We start from the raw sequence: 17,743 nt of genomic DNA on the forward strand, positions 1-17,743 counted from the left end.
CGAATCCAGACCGCCGACGTCGGCGGGCCTTTGCACTTAGGAGCTTTCATGCGCAGTTTGTTCGTTATCGCCATGGCCTGCCTGCTGGCAGCCTGTGCCCAACAGCCCCACGTCAAGTTGTACGCCGGTGAGTCTTTGCCGGAGAGCCAAGTACTGACGCTGGTCGTTCCCAGCGAGTTGGAAATTCGCAGCATCAACGGCAAACCTCACTCTGCCGCCAACTCAATGTTCGGTGCGGCGGATAAGCAGCTGCAGCTGCAGCCGGGCGCCTACCGGGTTCATGCCTTTTACAAGAACGGGTTCGATATCAACGGCGGCATGAGCCACGAAGTAGTGCGCGGACGCACGGCCATTTTCAACTTCGAGGGGCAAGCCGGTGAGGTATGGCGCCTGGAGTTCGATCGCCCGCAGAACCTGGCCGAAGCCCAGGCATTCGAGACCGCATTCCCCGCCTGGGCCCTGAACACCCGCACGGGCGAGCGTCATGAGGCGCAGGCCGGTAATCGCAATACCTCGGTATTCAACGCGATGCTGGTCTCCAGTGAAGTCGCGCCGGAGGCAACCAGCGTTGCGCCGCTAGGTGCCGCAACCGAGCCCGCTGCTCAGGCGGTGACGCTGCGCCAGTCGCCCGCTGCGACAGCTACCCTGCCACACACCGACGCCACTCTGACCACCCTGCAGCAGATGTGGAATCTGCTGACGCCGGAAAGCCGCACGGCCTTCCTCAAATGGGCTCAGCAGTAAGCGTTTGGTGAAAGGCTGAGCCTCGACCGTAGGGGCCAGCTTGCTGGCGAAGCTTCGGTCCGGTTACGGATCGCCAGCAAGCGGGCTCCTGGTTGCATCACTCGCTTTAAGAACCTTTTATTCCTGCGCGCGACGGGCCAGACTGCGCGGCATGCCTATCCAGACCCTTTCCCGCCTTGCCGAGATTGCGCCGCAACAGTGGGATGCACTGCTGACGGAGCCCCAGCCGTTCCTGCGTCACGCCTTTCTTTCCAGCCTCGAAGACAGCGCCAGCATTGGCGGGCGTACGGGCTGGCAGCCGGAACACCGGTTGCTGCTCGATGCGACGGGTGCCGTGCAGGCTGCGTTGCCGCTGTATCGCAAGAGCCATTCATACGGCGAATATGTTTTCGACTGGGCGTGGGCCGATGCCTGTCATCGCGCGGGTATCGAGTATTACCCCAAGCTGCTCTGTGCCGTGCCGTTCTCTCCGGTGACGGGCACGCGCCTGCTGGGCGATCGCGAGGCGGCGGCCCGGTTACTTGATCAGCTCATCTCCGGACTGGCTGAACGAGGGCAATCGAGCCTGCATGTCAACTTCACCGAGCCCGATGCCGATGCGCTGTTGCAGGGGCGAGACGGCTGGCTGGAACGCATCGGCTGCCAGTTCCACTGGCACAACCGCGGCTATCGGGATTTTCAGGATTTTCTCGACGGCCTCACCTCGCGCAAGCGCAAGCAGTTGCGCAAGGAGCGTGAGCAAGTGGCGGGGCAGGGGATCGAATTCGACTGGCGAGAAGGGCATCAGCTTGACGAGGCGGAATGGGATTTCGTCTACGCCTGCTACGCCAACACCTACCATGTGCGCGGTCAGGCGCCCTACCTGACGCGCAGCTTTTTCAGCCTGGTGGCTGAGCGCATGCCGGAGGCGATCCGCGTGGTGTTGGCCAGGCAGGGTACGCGCCCGGTGGCCATGGCCTTCAGCCTGATCGACGCGGGTGGGCTCTATGGCCGTTACTGGGGCAGCCTGGCCGAATTCGATCGGCTGCACTTCGAGACCTGTTTCTATCAGGGCATCGATCAGGCGATCGCCGCCGGGCTGTCTCGTTTCGATGCCGGTGCGCAGGGTGAGCACAAGCTCATTCGTGGTTTCGAGCCGGTGATCACCCGGTCCTGGCATTACCTGGCGCATCCCGGCCTGCGCGCGGCGGTGGGTGATTTTCTCGCTCAGGAGCGCCTGGGCGTTTTGCGCTATGCCGAGGCGGCACGTGATGCTCTGCCCTATCGACAAGATACGGCGTAGTCGTAGCCTGGATTAGCCGAAGGCGTAATCCGGGTGTCAGAGGTGGTAGTCCGGGTGCCCGAAGGCGCAAGTCTTCGCCATGAATTCGCGGCAAGCGACGAAAGCGCCTTCGGCGATTCCTTCCTCCGGGAGCTATCGGCACGTCACGGCGGGGGCTATTTCGCCTTCGGCGCGGCGCTGACGCCTTCGAGCGTGGCGAAGGAAGTGTCCTTGGCCGTGAGCAGGAAATCACGCATGAACGGCGAATCCAGCATGTCGGCGCGGATACCGGCGTAGAGCGTGGCAAACAGGCCTTTCTCGCCCAGGCGCTTGGCGGTGACGTAGCCGCGTGTGCTGTATTCGTGCAATGCCCAGTTCGGCACGCTGCAGACGCCACGCCCAGAGGCGACCAGCTGCATCATCATTACCGTCAGTTCGGAAGTACGGACTTGGGCCGGCTCGATATCGGCTGGCTCCAGAAAGCGCGTGAAGATATCCAGCCGGTCGCGTTCTACCGGGTAGGTAATGAGGGTTTCGCTGCTCAGATCTTCGGCACGCACATAAGGCCGTGTCGCCAGTGGATGCTGGTTGGCGACCGCCAGCAGGGCTTCGTAGGTGAACAGCGGGACATAGCTGATGCCGGGCAGCTCGACCGGGTCCGACGTCACCACCAAGTCCAGATCGCCCCGGGCCAGCGCTGGCAGCGGCGCGAAGGAAAACCCCGAAGCCAGATCCAGTTCCACTTCCGGCCAGGCATCACGGAACTGGTCGATGGTCGGCATCAACCACTGGAAACAGCTGTGGCATTCGATGGCCATATGCAGACGACCGGCGGTGCCGCCGGCCAGGCGCGCCAGATCGCGTTCGGCGCTGCGCAGCTGCGGCAGCAGGCTGTCGGCCAGCTGCAGCAGGCGCAAACCGGCGCTGGTGAAACGCACGGGGCGGGTCTTGCGCACGAAGAGCTGCAGGCCCAGGCGCTCTTCCAGCTCTTTGAACTGATGCGACAGAGCCGATTGGGTCAGGTGCAGGCGCTCGGCTGCTTCGACGAGGCTGTCCGTCTCGCGCAATGCATGAAGCGTTTTCAGGTGGCGGATTTCCAGCATGTCGCGAGTTCCTTGCTGTTTGCAGCACACGCCGGCGCTCGTGATGTGGGCGAGCATATGACGTGAGCATTGCTCATCGTGAGGGCGAAGTGTGTATCAGCATGAAAACACTGTCGAGCCGGAGTTAGCGAAGCGAGCCGCAGTAGTTTTGTCAGTTTATAGGTGAATTATCCTAATCTTTAACTTTAAATGCTTGAGTTTGTTTCATGCGTTCAGCATGGCCACAATCTCCTCATCGAAAAACGAGACGGATTGGAGATTGTTATGGCTGTGGCGCATTCCCTGGGCTTTCCCCGCATCGGCGCGGACCGCGAACTGAAAAAGGCCCTTGAAGCCTATTGGAAAGGCGATTTGGATGAGGGCGAGCTGCGCCGAGTGGGCCGCGAGATGCGCGCCGCGCACTGGCGGCTGCAGGCGGAGGCCGGCATCGACTTGTTACCGGTCGGCGATTTCGCCTGGTACGACCAAGTGCTGACGCATTCGCTGATGTTTGGCGTGGTGCCGGAGCGGTTTCGTCCGGCTGATGGCGCGCCGACGCTGGATACGCTATTCGCCATGGCGAGGGGCGTCACCAAATCTTGCTGCGGCGCGGGACAGGCGCAGGAAATGACCAAGTGGTTCGATACCAACTACCACTACCTGGTGCCTGAATTCACTGCGGATCAACAGTTCAGCCTGTCCTGGACGCAGTTGCTCGAGGAAGTCGAAGAAGCTAAAGCGCTGGGGCATGCGATCAAGCCGGTGCTGATCGGTCCGTTGACCTATCTCTGGTTGGGCAAGGCCAAGGGCGAGGCGTTCGACAAGCTGGACCTGCTGGAACGCCTACTGCCGGTGTATGGCGAAGTGCTCGATCGGCTGGCCGAGCAGGGCGCCGAGTGGGTGCAGATCGACGAGCCGATTCTGGTGCTGGACCTGCCGCAGGACTGGAAGAATGCGTTCGAGCGCGCTTATAACCTGTTGCAGCGGGCTCCGCTGAAAAAGCTGGTCGCCACCTATTTTGGTGGTTTGGAAGACAATCTGGGCCTAGCCGCTGCGCTGCCGGTGGACGGTCTGCATATCGATCTGGTGCGCGCACCGGATCAGTACCCGGTGATCCTTGATCGGCTGCCGGCCTACAAGGTTCTTTCCCTCGGGCTGGTCAATGGGCGCAACGTTTGGCGCTGCGATCTGGACAAGGCGCTGAGTGTGTTGCAGCACGCCGCCGAGCGGCTCGGCGAGCGCTTGTGGGTTGCTCCGTCCTGCTCGCTGCTGCACGCGCCGGTCGATCTGGCGCGAGAGGATCAGTTGGACGCCGAGCTAAAAAGCTGGCTCGCCTTCGCCGTGCAGAAATGCGCCGAAGTGGCGGTCTTGGCATGTGCGGTGAGCGCTCCTGAAGATGCTCAGGTACAGGCCGCGCTGCAACATAGCCGCGCGGTCCAGGCCAGCCGCGCACTATCGCCGCGTATTCACAAGCCAGAGGTGCAGGCGCGCCTGGCTGCAATCGAACCACAGGATAGCCAGCGCTCGGCGCCGTTTGCCGAGCGGATCGAAAAGCAGCGTGCACGACTGAATCTACCGACGTTTCCGACCACTACCATCGGCTCGTTTCCGCAAACGCCAGCCATCCGTCTTGCGCGTCAGGCGTTCAAGCAGGGCAAATTGGCACTGACTGACTATACCGAGGCGATGCAGGCCGAAATTCGTCATGCAGTAGCGGTGCAGGAGCAGCTGGGCCTGGACGTGCTGGTGCATGGCGAGGCCGAGCGTAACGACATGGTCGAGTACTTTGCCGAGCAGCTCGACGGCTACGCCTTTACCCGTTTCGGCTGGGTGCAAAGCTATGGCTCGCGTTGCGTCAAACCGGCGGTGATCTATGGCGATCTGAGCCGTCTGGCGCCAATGACGGTGGAGTGGATTCGCTACGCGCAACAGCAGACCAGCAAGATCATGAAAGGCATGTTGACCGGCCCCGTGACGATGCTGATGTGGTCCTTCACTCGCGACGATATCAGTCGCGAACAACAGGCACGGCAGCTTGCGTTGGCGATTCGCGATGAAGTCTGCGACCTGGAGGCGGCGGGTATCAGGATCGTGCAGATCGACGAGGCCGCGTTTCGCGAGGGCCTGCCGTTGCGCCGTGCGCAGTGGCAAGGGTATCTGGACTGGGCGGTGGAGGCCTTCCGCCTGTGCGCCAGCGGCGTACGCGATGAAACGCAGATCCATACGCACATGTGCTACAGCGAATTCAACGATGTGATCGAGTCGATCGCCGCGATGGATGCCGACGTCATCACCATCGAGACCTCGCGCTCGCACATGGAACTGCTCGAAGCCTTCCGCGCCTTCGACTATCCCAACGACATCGGTCCAGGCGTCTATGACATTCACTCGCCACGGGTGCCGGATACCCAGGAAATGGTGCAGTTGCTCCAGAAGGCCAGTGAGCGGATTCCGGTCGAGCGGCTCTGGGTCAATCCTGATTGCGGCCTGAAGACCCGCGGCTGGCCTGAAACCGAGGCGGCGTTGGTGAATATGGTCGCGGCGGCGCGGCAATTACGCGCCGCCCAGCAGGGCAGGGTGGCCTAAGACCGTCTCCGCGGCACGTGCGGGCCGTTGCGTTTTTCGGCTAAGGTAGCGGCTTCCATCCGACTCGCTCGCCATCATGACTCCCGCCATCGATATGCTGAAAAAGGCCAAAGCCGAATACTGTGTTCACAGCTATGAACACGATCCTAAGTCCGCGTCCTATGGGCTCGAAGCGGCCGAGAAGCTCGGCCTCGAGCCCGCACGCGTGTTCAAGACGCTGCTGGCCTGCAGCGAGAAGAACGAACTGCTGGTCGCGGTGGTGCCGGTCGCCGGTACGCTTGATCTGAAAGCGCTGGCGCAAGCGGCTAAAGTGAAGAAGGTCGAGATGGCTGATCCCATGGCTGCGCAACGTGCGACGGGTTATCTGATCGGAGGGATCAGTCCGCTGGGTCAGAAGAAGCGGTTGCGCACCTTTATTGACGGTTCGGCTCAGACGCAGCCAAGCATCTACGTCAGCGCCGGGCGTCGGGGATTAGAGGTCGAGCTGACGGCGCAGGTGTTGGCCGATCACACCGCCGGCAGCTTCGCGCCGATCGGCCGAGCCTAAGTCGGGTTACAGCGGCGGCAGAATCTCGCCGAACTCGGTGGCATTGATGCCGGGGATGTGAATCTCGTTCTGCACCAGTTGCTGGCCTTCCATCTGCGGCTGGGTCACCCAGGTCAGGATGTCGTAATAGCGGCGGATGTTGGCGACGAAATGCACGGGCTCGCCTCCGCGCGCATAACCGTAGCGCGTCTTGGTGTACCACTGTTTCTGAGATAGGCGTGGCAGCATCTGCTTCACGTCCAGCCATTTGTTCGGGTCCAGCCCTTCGCCCTCGGCCAGCTTTCGAGCGTCTTCCAGATGGCCGCCGCCGACGTTGTAGGCGGCGAGGGCGAACCAGGTGCGGTCCGGCTCCTTGATGCTGTCAGGCAGATTGGCATGGACCAGCGCGATGTATTTGCCGCCGCCCTGAATGCTCTGTACCGGGTCGAGGCGATTGGTAACGCCCATGGCTTTTGCGGTATTGAGCGTCAGCATCATCAGGCCGCGCACGCCGGTTTTCGACGTGGCTTCCGGTTGCCAATGGGATTCCTGATAGCCAATCGCGGCGAGCAGACGCCAGTCGACGCCATGCGTCTTGGCCGTTTCGCGGAAGTGCTTTTCATAGCGCGGCAGGCGCTGTTGGAGATGTTTGGCGAAGGCATAGGCACCGACATAACCGAGCACGTCGACATGGCCGTAATAACGTTCGCGCAGCCGCTGCAGCGTGCCGTTCTCCTTGGCCTGGTCGAGAAATTGGTTGGCCGCTACGAGCAGGCTGTCGTCTTCGCCTTTGCCGACGATCCACGACAGGCTGTTCTGCTCGCCCAGATCGAACGCAACGCGAGCATTGGTGAAATACACCTGGTTGAGCGCTAGTTCGTTCGATTCCACCAGCGTCAGATCGACCTGGCCTTCATCCACCATGCGCAGCAAATCGACGACTTCCACCGCGTCGGATTCCTCGTAGCGCAGCTCGGGCAACTCGGTCTGCAGCGCCTTGAGTTTTTCCGCCTGGCTGCTGCCCTTGAGTACCAGGATGCGCTTGCCGATCAGGTCTTCGGGTTGCGTCGGGCGGCGTTGCCCTCTGCGATAGACCACCTGAGTCGTGACGTCCAGGTAGGCGTTGGTGAAGCGCGCCAGGTTCTGGCGTCCTTCGCTGGCAACCAGCCCGGCTGCGGCGAGGTCAGGGCCGCCGGGACGATTCAGACGGGTGAAAATCTCATCGATGCTGTCGGCGGTTTCAAGCTGAAGCTCGACGCCCAAGTGGCTGGCGAAGCGTTTGACCAGTTCGTATTCGAAGCCAGCTTCGCCGTTGCGATCCTGAAAATACGTGGACGGGCTGTTGCGGGTGATCACGCGCAGTACACCTTCCTCCTTAATACGCTCAAGTGCGCTGGGCGGTTCAGCGCAGCTGCTGAGCATCAGGAAGAGTCCGGTCGCCAGCAACCAGGCGGTGCAGCGCTTGCGGAACGCGGTTTGGGCAAACATCGGCGCAGTATACGCAAAGGCGAACCGCCACCATATCTCGACAGGATCGACGGACTTTGCTAAGCGAAGCGGCTAGCGCATGGCTTACCGGGATGCCTTGGTTCTGTCCGATCAAGCGCGGGAGGCCATCATTATCTCGACGCAGGGCCGTGCGAGCTTGCCCTGATGATGGCTGACCGGGACAATCCGACGCTTATTTTCGGGCGCGTTTCTGCATGCCACATTCCATCTTGCCGCGAGATTTGGTCGCATGAGCACCGCTGCTTCAAAGCCCTGGTTCGTCTATCTGGTAAGGGCAGCGAACGGCTCGCTGTATTGCGGAATCAGTGACGATGCGCAGCGCCGCTTTGCTGCGCACCAGAGCGGGCGAGGGGCGCGCTTCTTTCATTCGAGCCCGGCGGTGGCGCTGGTTTATGTCGAAGCCTGCGAGAGCAAGGGGGACGCATTGCGCCGCGAGCGTGCCATCAAATCGCTGAAAAAGCCGGCCAAGGAGGCGCTGGTCGCCACGTACCAATCAGTGACCCGGTGAATGCCTCGGCAATCAGCTGAACGGGTAGGCTGCCTTCTCCGTCGCGAGTAAGCTGCCGGTCTACCTACAAGACTGGCGGAGCCTGCAATGCACGAGATCATCCTGCACCACTATCCCACCTCGCCGTTTGCCGAAAAGGCGCGGCTGATGCTGGGTTTCAAGCAGCTTTCCTGGCGCTCGGTGACGATTCCGCCGGTGATGCCCAAGCCGGATCTCACCGCGCTGACCGGTGGCTATCGGCGTACGCCGGTGCTGCAGATCGGCGCCGATGTGTATTGCGATACCGCATTGATGGCCCGCCGCCTGGACGCCGAGAAAAACACGCCGGCGCTGTTTCCGGAAGGGCGGGAGTTCGTGGCGGCGACCTTGGCGCAGTGGGCCGATTCGGTGCTGTTCCTGCATGCGGTGAGCCTGGTGTTCCAACCCGAGTCCATGGCGCTGCGTTTCGCTCAGGTGCCCAAGGAATTCGTGCAGATTTTCAGCAAGGATCGCGCCGAGCTGTTCAGTAGCGGCTCCGTGACACGTATTCCGCTAGAACAGGCCAAGAGCCACTGGCCGGTGTTGATGGCGCGTCTGCAGCAACAATTGTCGCGCGAAAGCGGCGGGTTTCTGCTGGGCAGCGTGCCTTGCGTGGCCGACATTGCGGTTGCGCATTGTCTGTGGTTTCTCAAGGGCACGCCTGTCACTGCGCCACTGGTGGACGATTATCCTGATGTTGCCGCCTGGCTTGGTAGGGTACTGGCTGTCGGTCATGGCTCGCTTTCCGAGCTATCTGCCGAAGAGGCCGTATCCATCGCCCGCAGCTCCACTCCGGCTGCGTTGCCAGACGAGGCCTTCTTCGAGCCTAACGGCTTCCAGGCCGGCCAGTCGGTGACCATTTCCGCGGTGGACTACGGAACGGATCCGGTTGCTGGCGAGCTGGTATTCGTCGGTGTCGAGGAGTTGATTCTGCGCCGTGAAGATGAGCGCGCCGGCGTGGTCCATGTGCATTTCCCGCGCATCGGCTACCGCATCGACGCCCGTTGATGCCTCAGGCCCGCGAACTGCGCAACGCCGTTCCGCGGGCCTTTCGTGTTCCGAGCGTCAGAGCGCGATGAACAGCAGCGCGACGCCCAACAGCAAGCGATAGATCACGAAGGGCAACATGCCCAGCGCATCCAGGGCCTTGAGGAACAGCTTGATGCAGAGGAATGCGGCGACGAAGGACAGGGCCGCGCCGATGAAAATGTCGTTCCATTGCGCAGCTTCGCCGGATTGGGCCAGTTCGACCGCTTTCAGCCCACCAGCGGCAAGGATCAGCGGTATCGACAGCAGGAAGGAGAAGCGCGCGGCGGTCTGCCGGGTAAAACCGAGCAGCAGGGCGGCGGTCATGGTAATGCCCGAGCGGGATGTGCCTGGAATCAACGCCAGCGCCTGGGCGAATCCGATAATCAGCGCGCTTTTCCAGGTCAGGTGATCGATTTCAGCGACCCGCCGGCCCTTGATGTCGGCGTACCACAGCAGCAAACCGAAGATGATGGTGGTGGCGGCAATCAACAGCATTGAACGGGTGTACTGCTCGATGAAGTCCTCCAGCAATAGCCCGATGACTGCCGCTGGCAGAGTACCAACGATGATTGCCCAGCCCAGACGGCTCTCAGCGCTGACCTGCCGTCTGAATACGTGAGCCAGCCAGCCGCGGCTGGTAGCAATCACTTCGTGACGGAAACAGATCAATACGGCTAGCAGCGTGCCGACATGCACCGCGACGTCGAACGCCTGGCCCTGGTCCGGCCAGCCGAGCACCTGGGACGGTAGGATCAAGTGAGCGGACGAGGAAATCGGGAGAAATTCGGTGATGCCTTGCACCAGGGACAGAATAATCAGGTGAAACCAATCCATTGCGAATCCTTACCAGAACGGGTCGTACAAAGTTGCGGCTCCAATCGAGCAGCCCATGTGACTGACAAACGGGAATTTCATTCAGCGACAGTCGGATTCGTTCCGCTCATGACCAGCGGGCGACCTCAGCCGGGCGGAGCAAGCCGCCCGGATCGAGCATGCGCTGAGTTGATGAACGCCAATACCGCCAGCGCAGCGCTACGATCCGCTAAGGCGCAGACGCTGTCGTTAGCTGCTGCGGGCCAGCCGGTGATCAATCCTTGCGGCGCTTGAGCTGATCGGTCAGCTGTGTCGGGAGTTGGCGGATGATCAGCATGTTGCGGGCTTCGTCATATTCGATCTTCGAGCCCAGCAGGTGCGATTCGAAGCTGATCGACAGCCCTTCGGCGCGGCCGGTGAAGCGCTGAAACTGGTTGAGGGTGCGCTTGTCCGCCGGGATCTCCGGCGAAAGGCCGTAATCCTTGTTGCGGATGTGCTCGTAGAAGGCCCGTGGGTGCTCCTCGTCGATCACGCCGGACAGCTCTTCCAGCGACATGGGTTCGCCGATCTTCGCCTGGCTGCTGGCGTAACCGACCAGCGCACTGGTTTTCTCGCGGGCCTTTTCTTCTGGCAGGTCTTCACTTTCGACGTAGTCGCTGAACGCTTTGAGCAACGTACGGGTTTCGCCGGGCCCGTCGACGCCTTCCTGGCAGCCGATGAAGTCGCGGAAATACTCCGAGACCTTCTTGCCGTTCTTGCCCTTGATGAAGGAAATGTACTGTTTCGACTGCCGGTTATTCTTCCATTCGGACAGATTGATCCGGGTGGCCAGGTGCAGTTGGCCGAGGTCCAAGTGTTTGGCTGGCGCGACGTCCAGCGAGTCGGTGACGGTCACGCCGTTGCTGTGGTGGAGCAGGGCAATCGCCAGGTAGTCGGTCATGCCTTGTTGGTAATGAGCGAAGAGCACATGGCCACCGGTGGAGAGATTGGATTCCTCCATCAACTTCTGCAAATGCTCGACGGCTTGGCGGCTGAAGGAGGTGAAATCCTGGTTGCCTTCCATGTACTGACCCAGCCAGCCACTGAAAGGGTAGGCCCCCGACTCTTCGTGGAAATAGCCCCAGGCCTTGCCCTGCTTGGCGTTGTAGCTTTCGTTGAGATCGGCCAGCAGATTCTCGATGGCCTGCGATTCGCCAAGCTCCGAATCGCGGGCGTGAAGCACGGCAGGCGTGCCGTCGGGCTTTTTCTCAATCAGATGAACGATGCAGTGGCGAATCGGCATGGGTTACTCGCGGGCGGGTGAGGCGGACAGACGGCAGTTTACCCGAGCAACCGTGCCCGTCGCAGGGCAAAAAAGTGGATGCGGTTAAAAGGGGGTATGCGGGTAAGATGGCTTCCCCTTGTTTTACTAAGTGTGTCGGCGATGAATGCGATATGGCGCAACAGTACCTGGATCCTGCTGGGTGGTTCCCTGATCTTGGCCGTTTCCCTGGGCGTGCGGCACGGCTTCGGCCTGTTCCTGCCGCCGATGAGCGCGGAGTTCGGCTGGGGACGTGAGGTCTTCGCCTTCGCCATTGCTTTGCAGAATCTGATCTGGGGGTTGGCGCAGCCGATCACTGGCGCGCTGGCGGATCGCTTTGGCGTTGCCCGAGCGGTATTGCTTGGCGGGGTGCTCTACGCGGTCGGCCTATTATTCATGGCTGGCGCGGATTCACCGGTCTCGCTGTCGCTGAGCGCCGGCCTGCTGATCGGGTTAGGACTGTCCGGTACCTCGTTTTCGGTGATTTTGGGCGCGGTCGGTCGCGCCGTGCCGGCTGAGAAGCGCAGCATGGCCATGGGCATCGCCAGCGCGGCGGGCTCCTTCGGTCAGTTTGCGATGCTGCCCGGCACGCTCGGTCTGATTGGCTGGCTGGGTTGGTCGTCGGCGTTGCTGGCGCTGGGGCTACTGGTCGCGCTGATCATGCCGCTGGCGTTGATGTTGCGCAGCGGACCGCCGGCTCCCGTGTCCGGCCCGCAGCAGTCGCTGGTCGAGGCGCTGCGTGAGGCGGTCAGTCACTCCGGCTTCCGCCTGTTAGCGCTGGGCTTCTTCGTCTGCGGGTTCCAGGTGGTATTCATTGGCGTGCATCTGCCGGCGTATCTGGTGGATCAGCAACTGCCGGCGATGGCGGGCACCACGGTGCTGGCGCTGGTCGGGCTGTTCAATGTGGTGGGTACTTATACCGCCGGTTGGTTGGGCGGCTGTTACTCGAAACCCAAGTTGCTGACGGCGCTCTATCTGCTTCGGGCTGTTGTAATCAGCGCGTTCTTTTTCGCCCCGCTGACGCTCTGGACAGCCTATGCCTTCGGCATCGCGATGGGCCTGCTATGGCTATCCACTGTGCCGCTGACCAACGGAACGGTGGCGACGCTGTTCGGTGTGCGCAACCTGTCGATGCTTGGCGGCATCGTCTTTCTGTTTCATCAGATCGGCTCATTCTTCGGCGGCTGGCTGGGCGGGTGGGTTTACGACCAGACCGGCAGCTATGACCTGGTCTGGCAAATATCCATCGCTCTCAGTCTGATGGCCGCCGCGCTGAACTGGCCAATTCGCGAACAACCGGTCGAGCGGGTGCGTCTGGCCGGGGGCGTTGCGTAATGCGCAGGGGCTTGTTGTGGGCAGGCAGCGTTGTTCTGGCGCTGCTTCTGGCTATGGCTTGGTGGGGCTGGCAGCAGGGCGGGCTGGCCCTGCTGCAACTGGGCGTTGGCATTTGCTGATCGAGCGTTCTGGTAGTTTTTACGGGTGTTACGGAATCAATTCGCAGTAGATGGCTCCAACAAGCGAGACGATTGAAAGCTGTCGCAGAACCGTAACCAAAGCCCTGTAAAAAGCTGCGGCATGCAGTTATTGGAGCTACCGAACATGTCCACTCTTACCGAACTCGCCCAACAGATCGCCCAACTCTATCCTTTGCAGGACAAGCGCGTCGGCAAGCGCTACCGCGTAGTCGGCGAGCTCGCTGGCATGACTGAGCTGGAAGAGATCAATGGCGAGCCGCGTTACATTCAGACCATGGTCTTGAAAAACAAGCAGCTGTGGGACGTGGCGGTCTGAGCCATGCCTTGCGTGCGCAAGGCGCGCCGCGACGACGCTGTAACGATAGCTCGCCTGCTGGGCCAGCTTGGCTACCCGGCAAGCGATGAGCTCATCGACAGTCGTCTTCAGCAACAAATCGATCATGACGATGCCTGTCTGCTCGTGGCCGAGGGGGATGATGGCCAACTGCTCGGCTTCATCTCCCTGCATTTCATCGCGCAGTTAGCCCTTGAGGGCGACTTCTGCCGGATCAGCTATCTCTGCGTCGACTCGACGGCACGCAGCCGGGGGATCGGTGAGCTGCTGGTGCAGGCTGCCGAGCTGCGTGCCCGAGGTCGCGGTTGTGATCGCATGGAACTTCATTGCGATGTTCGACGCGACGCGGCGCACCGTTTCTATGCACGACTGGGTTATGAGGATGCGCCCAAGTACTTCCGTCGTTCGCTGAATTGACTCAGCCTGGCTGGCGCTTCCAACGTGTCGAGCGCCACTCGTTCTGCTGCGCTTCGTTCAGGAAGGTCCAGGCGACAAAGCGGCTGCGCTTCTGCCCTTGAGACATGTCCGAGACCTGTATCTGATGGGCGCCGAGTTTTTTCAGCCGTGCCTGCAGCGGTTGCACATTGCCCGCCTTGGATACCAGCGTACTGAACCAGCAGACTTGCTCCGCCACGCCACGGCTTTCGTCCGCCAATCGAGCGATGAATGCCGCTTCCCCGCCTTCACACCAGAGTTCCGCCGCCTGGCCGCCAAAGTTCAGTGCCGGAAGCTTGCGTTTCGGGTCGAGCTTGCCGAGGTTGCGCCATTTGCGCTGGCTGCCGCTGTTGGCTTCCGCCTGGGAGGCATGGAAAGGCGGGTTGCAGAGGGTGATGTCGAATCGGTCGTCAGGCTGCACGATCTTTTCGAAGATGTGTCGCGAGTCCGTCTGTTGGCGCAACGTGATGTTCTTGCCGAGCCCGTTCGCCGCGACGATGGTGCGCGCCGAAGCCAGGGCGATCGCGTCGATATCCGAGCCGGTGAAGCGCCAGCCGTATTCGCGTAGACCGATCAGCGGATAGATGCAGTTGGCGCCGGTGCCGATGTCCAGTGCGTGGATCCTGGCGCCGCGGGGGATTTCATCGGCGTTCTGGGTGGCCAGAAGATCGGCCAGGCCATGCAGGTAGTCGGCCCGCCCGGGAATCGGCGGGCACAGGTAGCCCGCTGGAATGTCCCAGTGGGCGATGCCGTAGAACTGCTTGAGCAATGCCCGGTTGAACACGCGCACCGCATCCGGGTTGGCGAAGTCGATGCTCTCCTTGCCGTATGGGTTGAGAATCACATACTCGGCCAGCTCCGGACTGGCGGCAATCAGCGCAGGGAAATCGTAGCGCCCGGTGTGGCGATTGCGCGGATGCAGTGTGGCCGTGCCGCTGGCCGGCTTGGCGGCGCGTGATTGGCTATTGGCTTTTGGGACGTTCATGTTCGGCTGCTGTAACGATGAAGTCGGCATTGTCCCACAGCTTTCAAGCGCGGCGTGGGACCAGCAGCATCCAGATCAGCCCCCATAGCAGCGCGCCGGCGCCAAGCCAAAAGGCGCTGTGCAGGCTGCCGCCCATGCCCATCCAGACGCTGGTCAGCCAGGGAGCGGCGAGTTGCGTCAGGCCGTAAAAGGCGATCAGCGCGGCTGACAGGCGCGGCCCCTGATGCGGATGCAGCGTGCGCGCCAGCCGCTGGGTCAGCAGCACCGTGCCGAGGAAGGTACTGCCGACCAGCACGGCGCAGAGCAGGATGCCCGGCGCACCCGGCAGCAACAGGGCAGCCAGCACGCCGATCAGTTGAGTGACATAGCTCAAACGCAGTGCCCGGACATCGCCAAGCAGGGCGCCCAATCGATTCCACAGCCAAGGCGAGGGAAGCGTCGCGAGCGCCACTACCAGCCAACTGCTTTCGATCAGGAAATCACCGGGCTCCACCTGCAGCCGCGCTACCATCGGCAGAAAGGTCATCGGCAGGATGTAGCCCATGCCCGCGCCGGCATAGGCCAGAAACAGCGGTGTGCTGGCGCGATCCAGCAGTCGTCCGCTGCGGATATGCTCGGCGTCTTCCGTCGTTGTGTCGTCGGGTATGTCCAGCCGCGCCAGTTGGCGCCAGCCCCACCAAGCCAGCGGGATTGAAAGCAACGCCGCCGGCCACCAACGATCGGCGCCTGCCAGCACGCCGTTGCTCAGGCTCACCAGGAGGCTGGAGAGGATCAGCCCAACGCAAACGCCCAGGTAAACCAGACCGCTGGATGACACGCGCCGATGCCGCGCAAGCCATTCCAGAACCAGCGAAGGGGCCTGAACGAACACCAACCCGTTGCTGATGCCATTGAGCAGACGCAGCGCCGAAAGCGACTCCGCAGACTCGGCCTGGGTCTGTGCCAGGGTGGTCAACACGTGCACTATCAGCGCCCAAGGCAGGCTTCGGCGGATCTGCGAGACCCGATGCCAGCGCAACGCCAGCAGCGCGCCGATCAGGTAGCCGAGGTAGTTCCAACTGGCGATGCTCGCGCCTTGTTGCACGGTTAACTGCCCGTCTTCCACTAGCCAGGGCAGTAATGGCGTATAGACGAAACGACCGAGCCCGTGAACGACGAGCAGCAGCGTGGCTCCGGCCAGCAGGACAGGGAACAGGGCGGGGCGTTGGGTCATTGGTTCGGACCAGGCGAGCGTGGAGGGCGTCAGCTTAACGGCAGCAATGGTCAGGCGACCACGCTACGGATGGCTGATAGAAATTTCAAAGCGGGAAGAGCAGCGGCACCATTAACACCGATGTCAGCATGACCAACAAGGTGAAGGGCACACCGATGCGCACGAAATCCGCGAAACGATAGTTGCCTGGCCCAATCACCAAGGTATTCACGGGCGAAGAAATCGGCGTCATGAACGCGGCTGAGGCGGCCAGCGCGATGATCATGGCGAAGGGATAGGGCGATGCGCCAATTTGCTCGGCTGTGGAAATCGCCACCGGCGCCATCAATACCGCGGTTGCGGTGTTGGAGATGAACAGGCCGATGATGGCCGTGAGCAGAAACAGGCAGGCCAGCAACGCCTGCGGGCCGGAGTCGCCAAACAGGCCGATCAGCGCCGATACCGCCAGTGCTATCCCGCCGGTCTTTTCCAGCGCCAGGGCGAACGGCAGCATGCCGACGATCAGCACCAGGCTTTGCCAGTGGATGGCTCTGTAGGCACTGTCCATGTCGATGCAGCGGAACAGCCCCATGACCAGGCAGCCGATCAGCGCGGCGAGCACGTTAGGGACCACGCCGCTGACCATCAGCACCACCATCACGGCCAGCCCGAACAACGCGAAGGGCGCCTGATTAGCGGCGGGCGCTACGTCATCAATCTCGGCGGGCAGGCTCAAGACCAGGAAATCTCGGCGCATGCCTTGCAGGCGATGTATGTGTTTCCAGCCGCCGGCTACCAGCAGGGTGTCGGCGGGTTTGAGTTTTTCATCGACCAGCAAGCCTTGCAGCGCCTCGTGGTTGCGCCGCAGGCCGACGACGTTGAGCTTGTGATTGGAGCGAAAGCCCAGATCCTGAATGGTCTTGCCGGGAAGACGCGAGTCCGGTGGCAGCGCCACCTCTGCCAGGCCCAGCTCGCGGGAGTGATCGCCATAGTAGGAAGTGTCGAGCTGCAGCGGCTCGAGCCCCAGTTCGTCGTACGCGCCAAGCAGCCCGATCGCCGGGCTCGCCAGGTCGACCAGCAATACGTCTCCCGCAAGCAATTGCGTATTGCCGGTGGCGATCAATAACAGACGGCGGAAACGCCGTTGGCGCTCGATGCCGATGACATTGATGCCGTATTGAGTACGAAGCCGCAGCTCGTCGAGCGCTTGGTTGGCCAGCGGCGATGCGGGCAGTACGCGAAGACGGCGTTCGCGCTCGGGCAGTCGGTAGCGTTGGGCCAAGGCCGCGAGCGTGTCGCGGGGTTCTGCGGTGCTGTCCGGATCGCTCGACTGCCCAAGCCAGCGCCGCGCCAGCAGCATGTAGGCGATACCTAGCAGCAGGATGGTCAGCCCGATGGGCGCAAAACTGAAGAAGGCGAAGCCGACCAGGCCGGCGCGTCGTAGCTCGCTGTGTACCACCATGTTCGGCGGTGTGGCGACCAGTGTGAGCATGCCGCTCATCAAGCCGGCGAACGCCAGCGGCATCATCAGGCGGCGCGGCGATACATTCATCTTTGCGGCGATGCTCAGCACCACCGGAATGAAGATGGCGACCACGCCGGTCGAGCTCATCACCGAGCCCAGTCCGGCAACGGCAAGCATCAGCAGTACCAGCAGGCGTGTCTCGCTGCTGCCGGCCGAGCGCATCAACCACTCGCCCATGCGATAAGCGATGCCGGTACGCACCAGGCCGTTGCCGATCACGAAAAGCGCGGCGATCAGTACGACGCTGGGATCGCTGAAACCGGCCAGTGCTTCGGCAACGCTAAGGACCCCAGTCAGCGGAAGGGCGACCATGGCCAGCAGCGCGACGACATCCATCCGCGGCCGGTTGAGGATGAACAACCCGACGCAGGTGGCCAGCAATGCCAAGACCAGCAACAGATCGACGTTCATGCTGAACGGC

General features: G+C 62.0%; 16 protein-coding genes. 9 read left to right on the forward strand and 7 right to left on the reverse strand.

From position 1 onward, the window contains the following. Positions 1-48 precede the first annotated feature (48 nt). Complete coding sequence (locus GYM54_RS19560) at positions 49-744, forward strand: DUF2057 family protein (protein WP_197445460.1); 696 nt, start codon at positions 49-51, stop codon at positions 742-744. A gap of 151 nt (positions 745-895) precedes the next feature. Then, positions 896-2,026 carry a GNAT family N-acetyltransferase gene (locus GYM54_RS19565; protein WP_181101767.1) on the forward strand — a complete coding sequence of 377 codons (1,131 nt, stop codon included), beginning with the start codon at positions 896-898 and terminating at the stop codon, positions 2,024-2,026. Positions 2,027-2,181: 155 nt separating this feature from the next. On the opposite strand, the gene metR is transcribed toward GYM54_RS19565, so the two are convergent. Next, positions 2,182-3,108, reverse strand: a complete 927-nt coding sequence (gene metR, locus GYM54_RS19570) for a transcriptional regulator MetR (protein ID WP_131651161.1) — start codon at positions 3,106-3,108, stop codon at positions 2,182-2,184. A gap of 264 nt (positions 3,109-3,372) precedes the next feature. Here metR and metE point away from each other — a divergent pair, with 264 nt between their 5' ends. Together metE and ybaK are read left to right on the forward strand one after the other, a co-directional pair. Then, on the forward strand, positions 3,373-5,673 hold the full coding sequence (gene metE, locus GYM54_RS19575; protein WP_181101765.1) for a 5-methyltetrahydropteroyltriglutamate--homocysteine S-methyltransferase: 2,301 nt from the start codon (positions 3,373-3,375) through the stop codon (positions 5,671-5,673). 76 nt (positions 5,674-5,749) lie between these two features. Further along, positions 5,750-6,220, forward strand: a complete 471-nt coding sequence (ybaK, locus tag GYM54_RS19580) for a Cys-tRNA(Pro) deacylase (RefSeq protein ID WP_181101764.1) — start codon at positions 5,750-5,752, stop codon at positions 6,218-6,220. A 6-nt stretch (positions 6,221-6,226) separates the two neighbouring features. Here the strand turns inward: ybaK and mltF are convergent, their stop codons facing one another. After that, positions 6,227-7,687 carry a membrane-bound lytic murein transglycosylase MltF gene (gene mltF, locus GYM54_RS19585; RefSeq protein ID WP_131651164.1) on the reverse strand — a complete coding sequence of 487 codons (1,461 nt, stop codon included), beginning with the start codon at positions 7,685-7,687 and terminating at the stop codon, positions 6,227-6,229. Positions 7,688-7,937: 250 nt separating this feature from the next. Here mltF and GYM54_RS19590 point away from each other — a divergent pair, with 250 nt between their 5' ends. Next, positions 7,938-8,216 carry a GIY-YIG nuclease family protein gene (locus GYM54_RS19590; protein WP_181101762.1) on the forward strand — a complete coding sequence of 93 codons (279 nt, stop codon included), beginning with the start codon at positions 7,938-7,940 and terminating at the stop codon, positions 8,214-8,216. A gap of 87 nt (positions 8,217-8,303) precedes the next feature. Then, entirely contained in the window at positions 8,304-9,242 is a 939-nt protein-coding gene (locus GYM54_RS19595; protein WP_181101760.1) for a glutathione S-transferase family protein, read from the forward strand. Between the two features lie 57 nt (positions 9,243-9,299). Here the strand turns inward: GYM54_RS19595 and GYM54_RS19600 are convergent, their stop codons facing one another. Both GYM54_RS19600 and yejK read right to left on the reverse strand, forming a co-directional pair. Further along, complete coding sequence (locus tag GYM54_RS19600) at positions 9,300-10,097, reverse strand: undecaprenyl-diphosphate phosphatase (protein ID WP_181101758.1); 798 nt, start codon at positions 10,095-10,097, stop codon at positions 9,300-9,302. A gap of 253 nt (positions 10,098-10,350) precedes the next feature. Further along, positions 10,351-11,358, reverse strand: a complete 1,008-nt coding sequence (gene yejK, locus GYM54_RS19605; RefSeq protein ID WP_181101756.1) for a nucleoid-associated protein YejK — start codon at positions 11,356-11,358, stop codon at positions 10,351-10,353. Between the two features lie 141 nt (positions 11,359-11,499). Between yejK and GYM54_RS19610 the strand changes: the two genes are divergently transcribed. The 3 genes from GYM54_RS19610 (at position 11,500) to GYM54_RS19620 (ending at position 13,602) form a co-directional block, all read left to right on the forward strand. Then, the gene (locus GYM54_RS19610) at positions 11,500-12,711 is read left to right on the forward strand and encodes an MFS transporter (RefSeq protein ID WP_219853051.1); all 1,212 of its coding nucleotides are present in this window, start codon (positions 11,500-11,502) and stop codon (positions 12,709-12,711) included. A gap of 264 nt (positions 12,712-12,975) precedes the next feature. Next, positions 12,976-13,167, forward strand: a complete 192-nt coding sequence (locus GYM54_RS19615) for a hypothetical protein (RefSeq protein ID WP_131651170.1) — start codon at positions 12,976-12,978, stop codon at positions 13,165-13,167. A 3-nt stretch (positions 13,168-13,170) separates the two neighbouring features. Next, the gene (locus tag GYM54_RS19620; RefSeq protein WP_131651171.1) at positions 13,171-13,602 is read left to right on the forward strand and encodes a GNAT family N-acetyltransferase; all 432 of its coding nucleotides are present in this window, start codon (positions 13,171-13,173) and stop codon (positions 13,600-13,602) included. A gap of 1 nt (position 13,603) precedes the next feature. Here the strand turns inward: GYM54_RS19620 and rlmF are convergent, their stop codons facing one another. The 3 genes from rlmF to GYM54_RS19635 all read right to left on the reverse strand — a co-directional run bounded on the left by rlmF (position 13,604) and on the right by GYM54_RS19635 (position 17,733). Then, positions 13,604-14,605, reverse strand: coding sequence for a 23S rRNA (adenine(1618)-N(6))-methyltransferase RlmF (rlmF, locus tag GYM54_RS19625; protein ID WP_181101754.1), 1,002 nt, complete (start codon positions 14,603-14,605; stop codon positions 13,604-13,606). 43 nt (positions 14,606-14,648) lie between these two features. Beyond that, positions 14,649-15,818 (reverse strand): YbfB/YjiJ family MFS transporter, encoded by a 1,170-nt coding sequence (locus tag GYM54_RS19630; protein WP_181101752.1) that lies wholly within the window; start codon positions 15,816-15,818, stop codon positions 14,649-14,651. 85 nt (positions 15,819-15,903) lie between these two features. After that, on the reverse strand, positions 15,904-17,733 hold the full coding sequence (locus GYM54_RS19635) for an SLC13 family permease (protein WP_131651174.1): 1,830 nt from the start codon (positions 17,731-17,733) through the stop codon (positions 15,904-15,906). Between the last annotated feature and the right edge of the window lie 10 nt (positions 17,734-17,743).

It is taken from the genome of Pseudomonas sp. MTM4, from assembly GCF_019355055.1.
Taxonomy (GTDB): Bacteria; Pseudomonadota; Gammaproteobacteria; order Pseudomonadales; family Pseudomonadaceae; genus Stutzerimonas.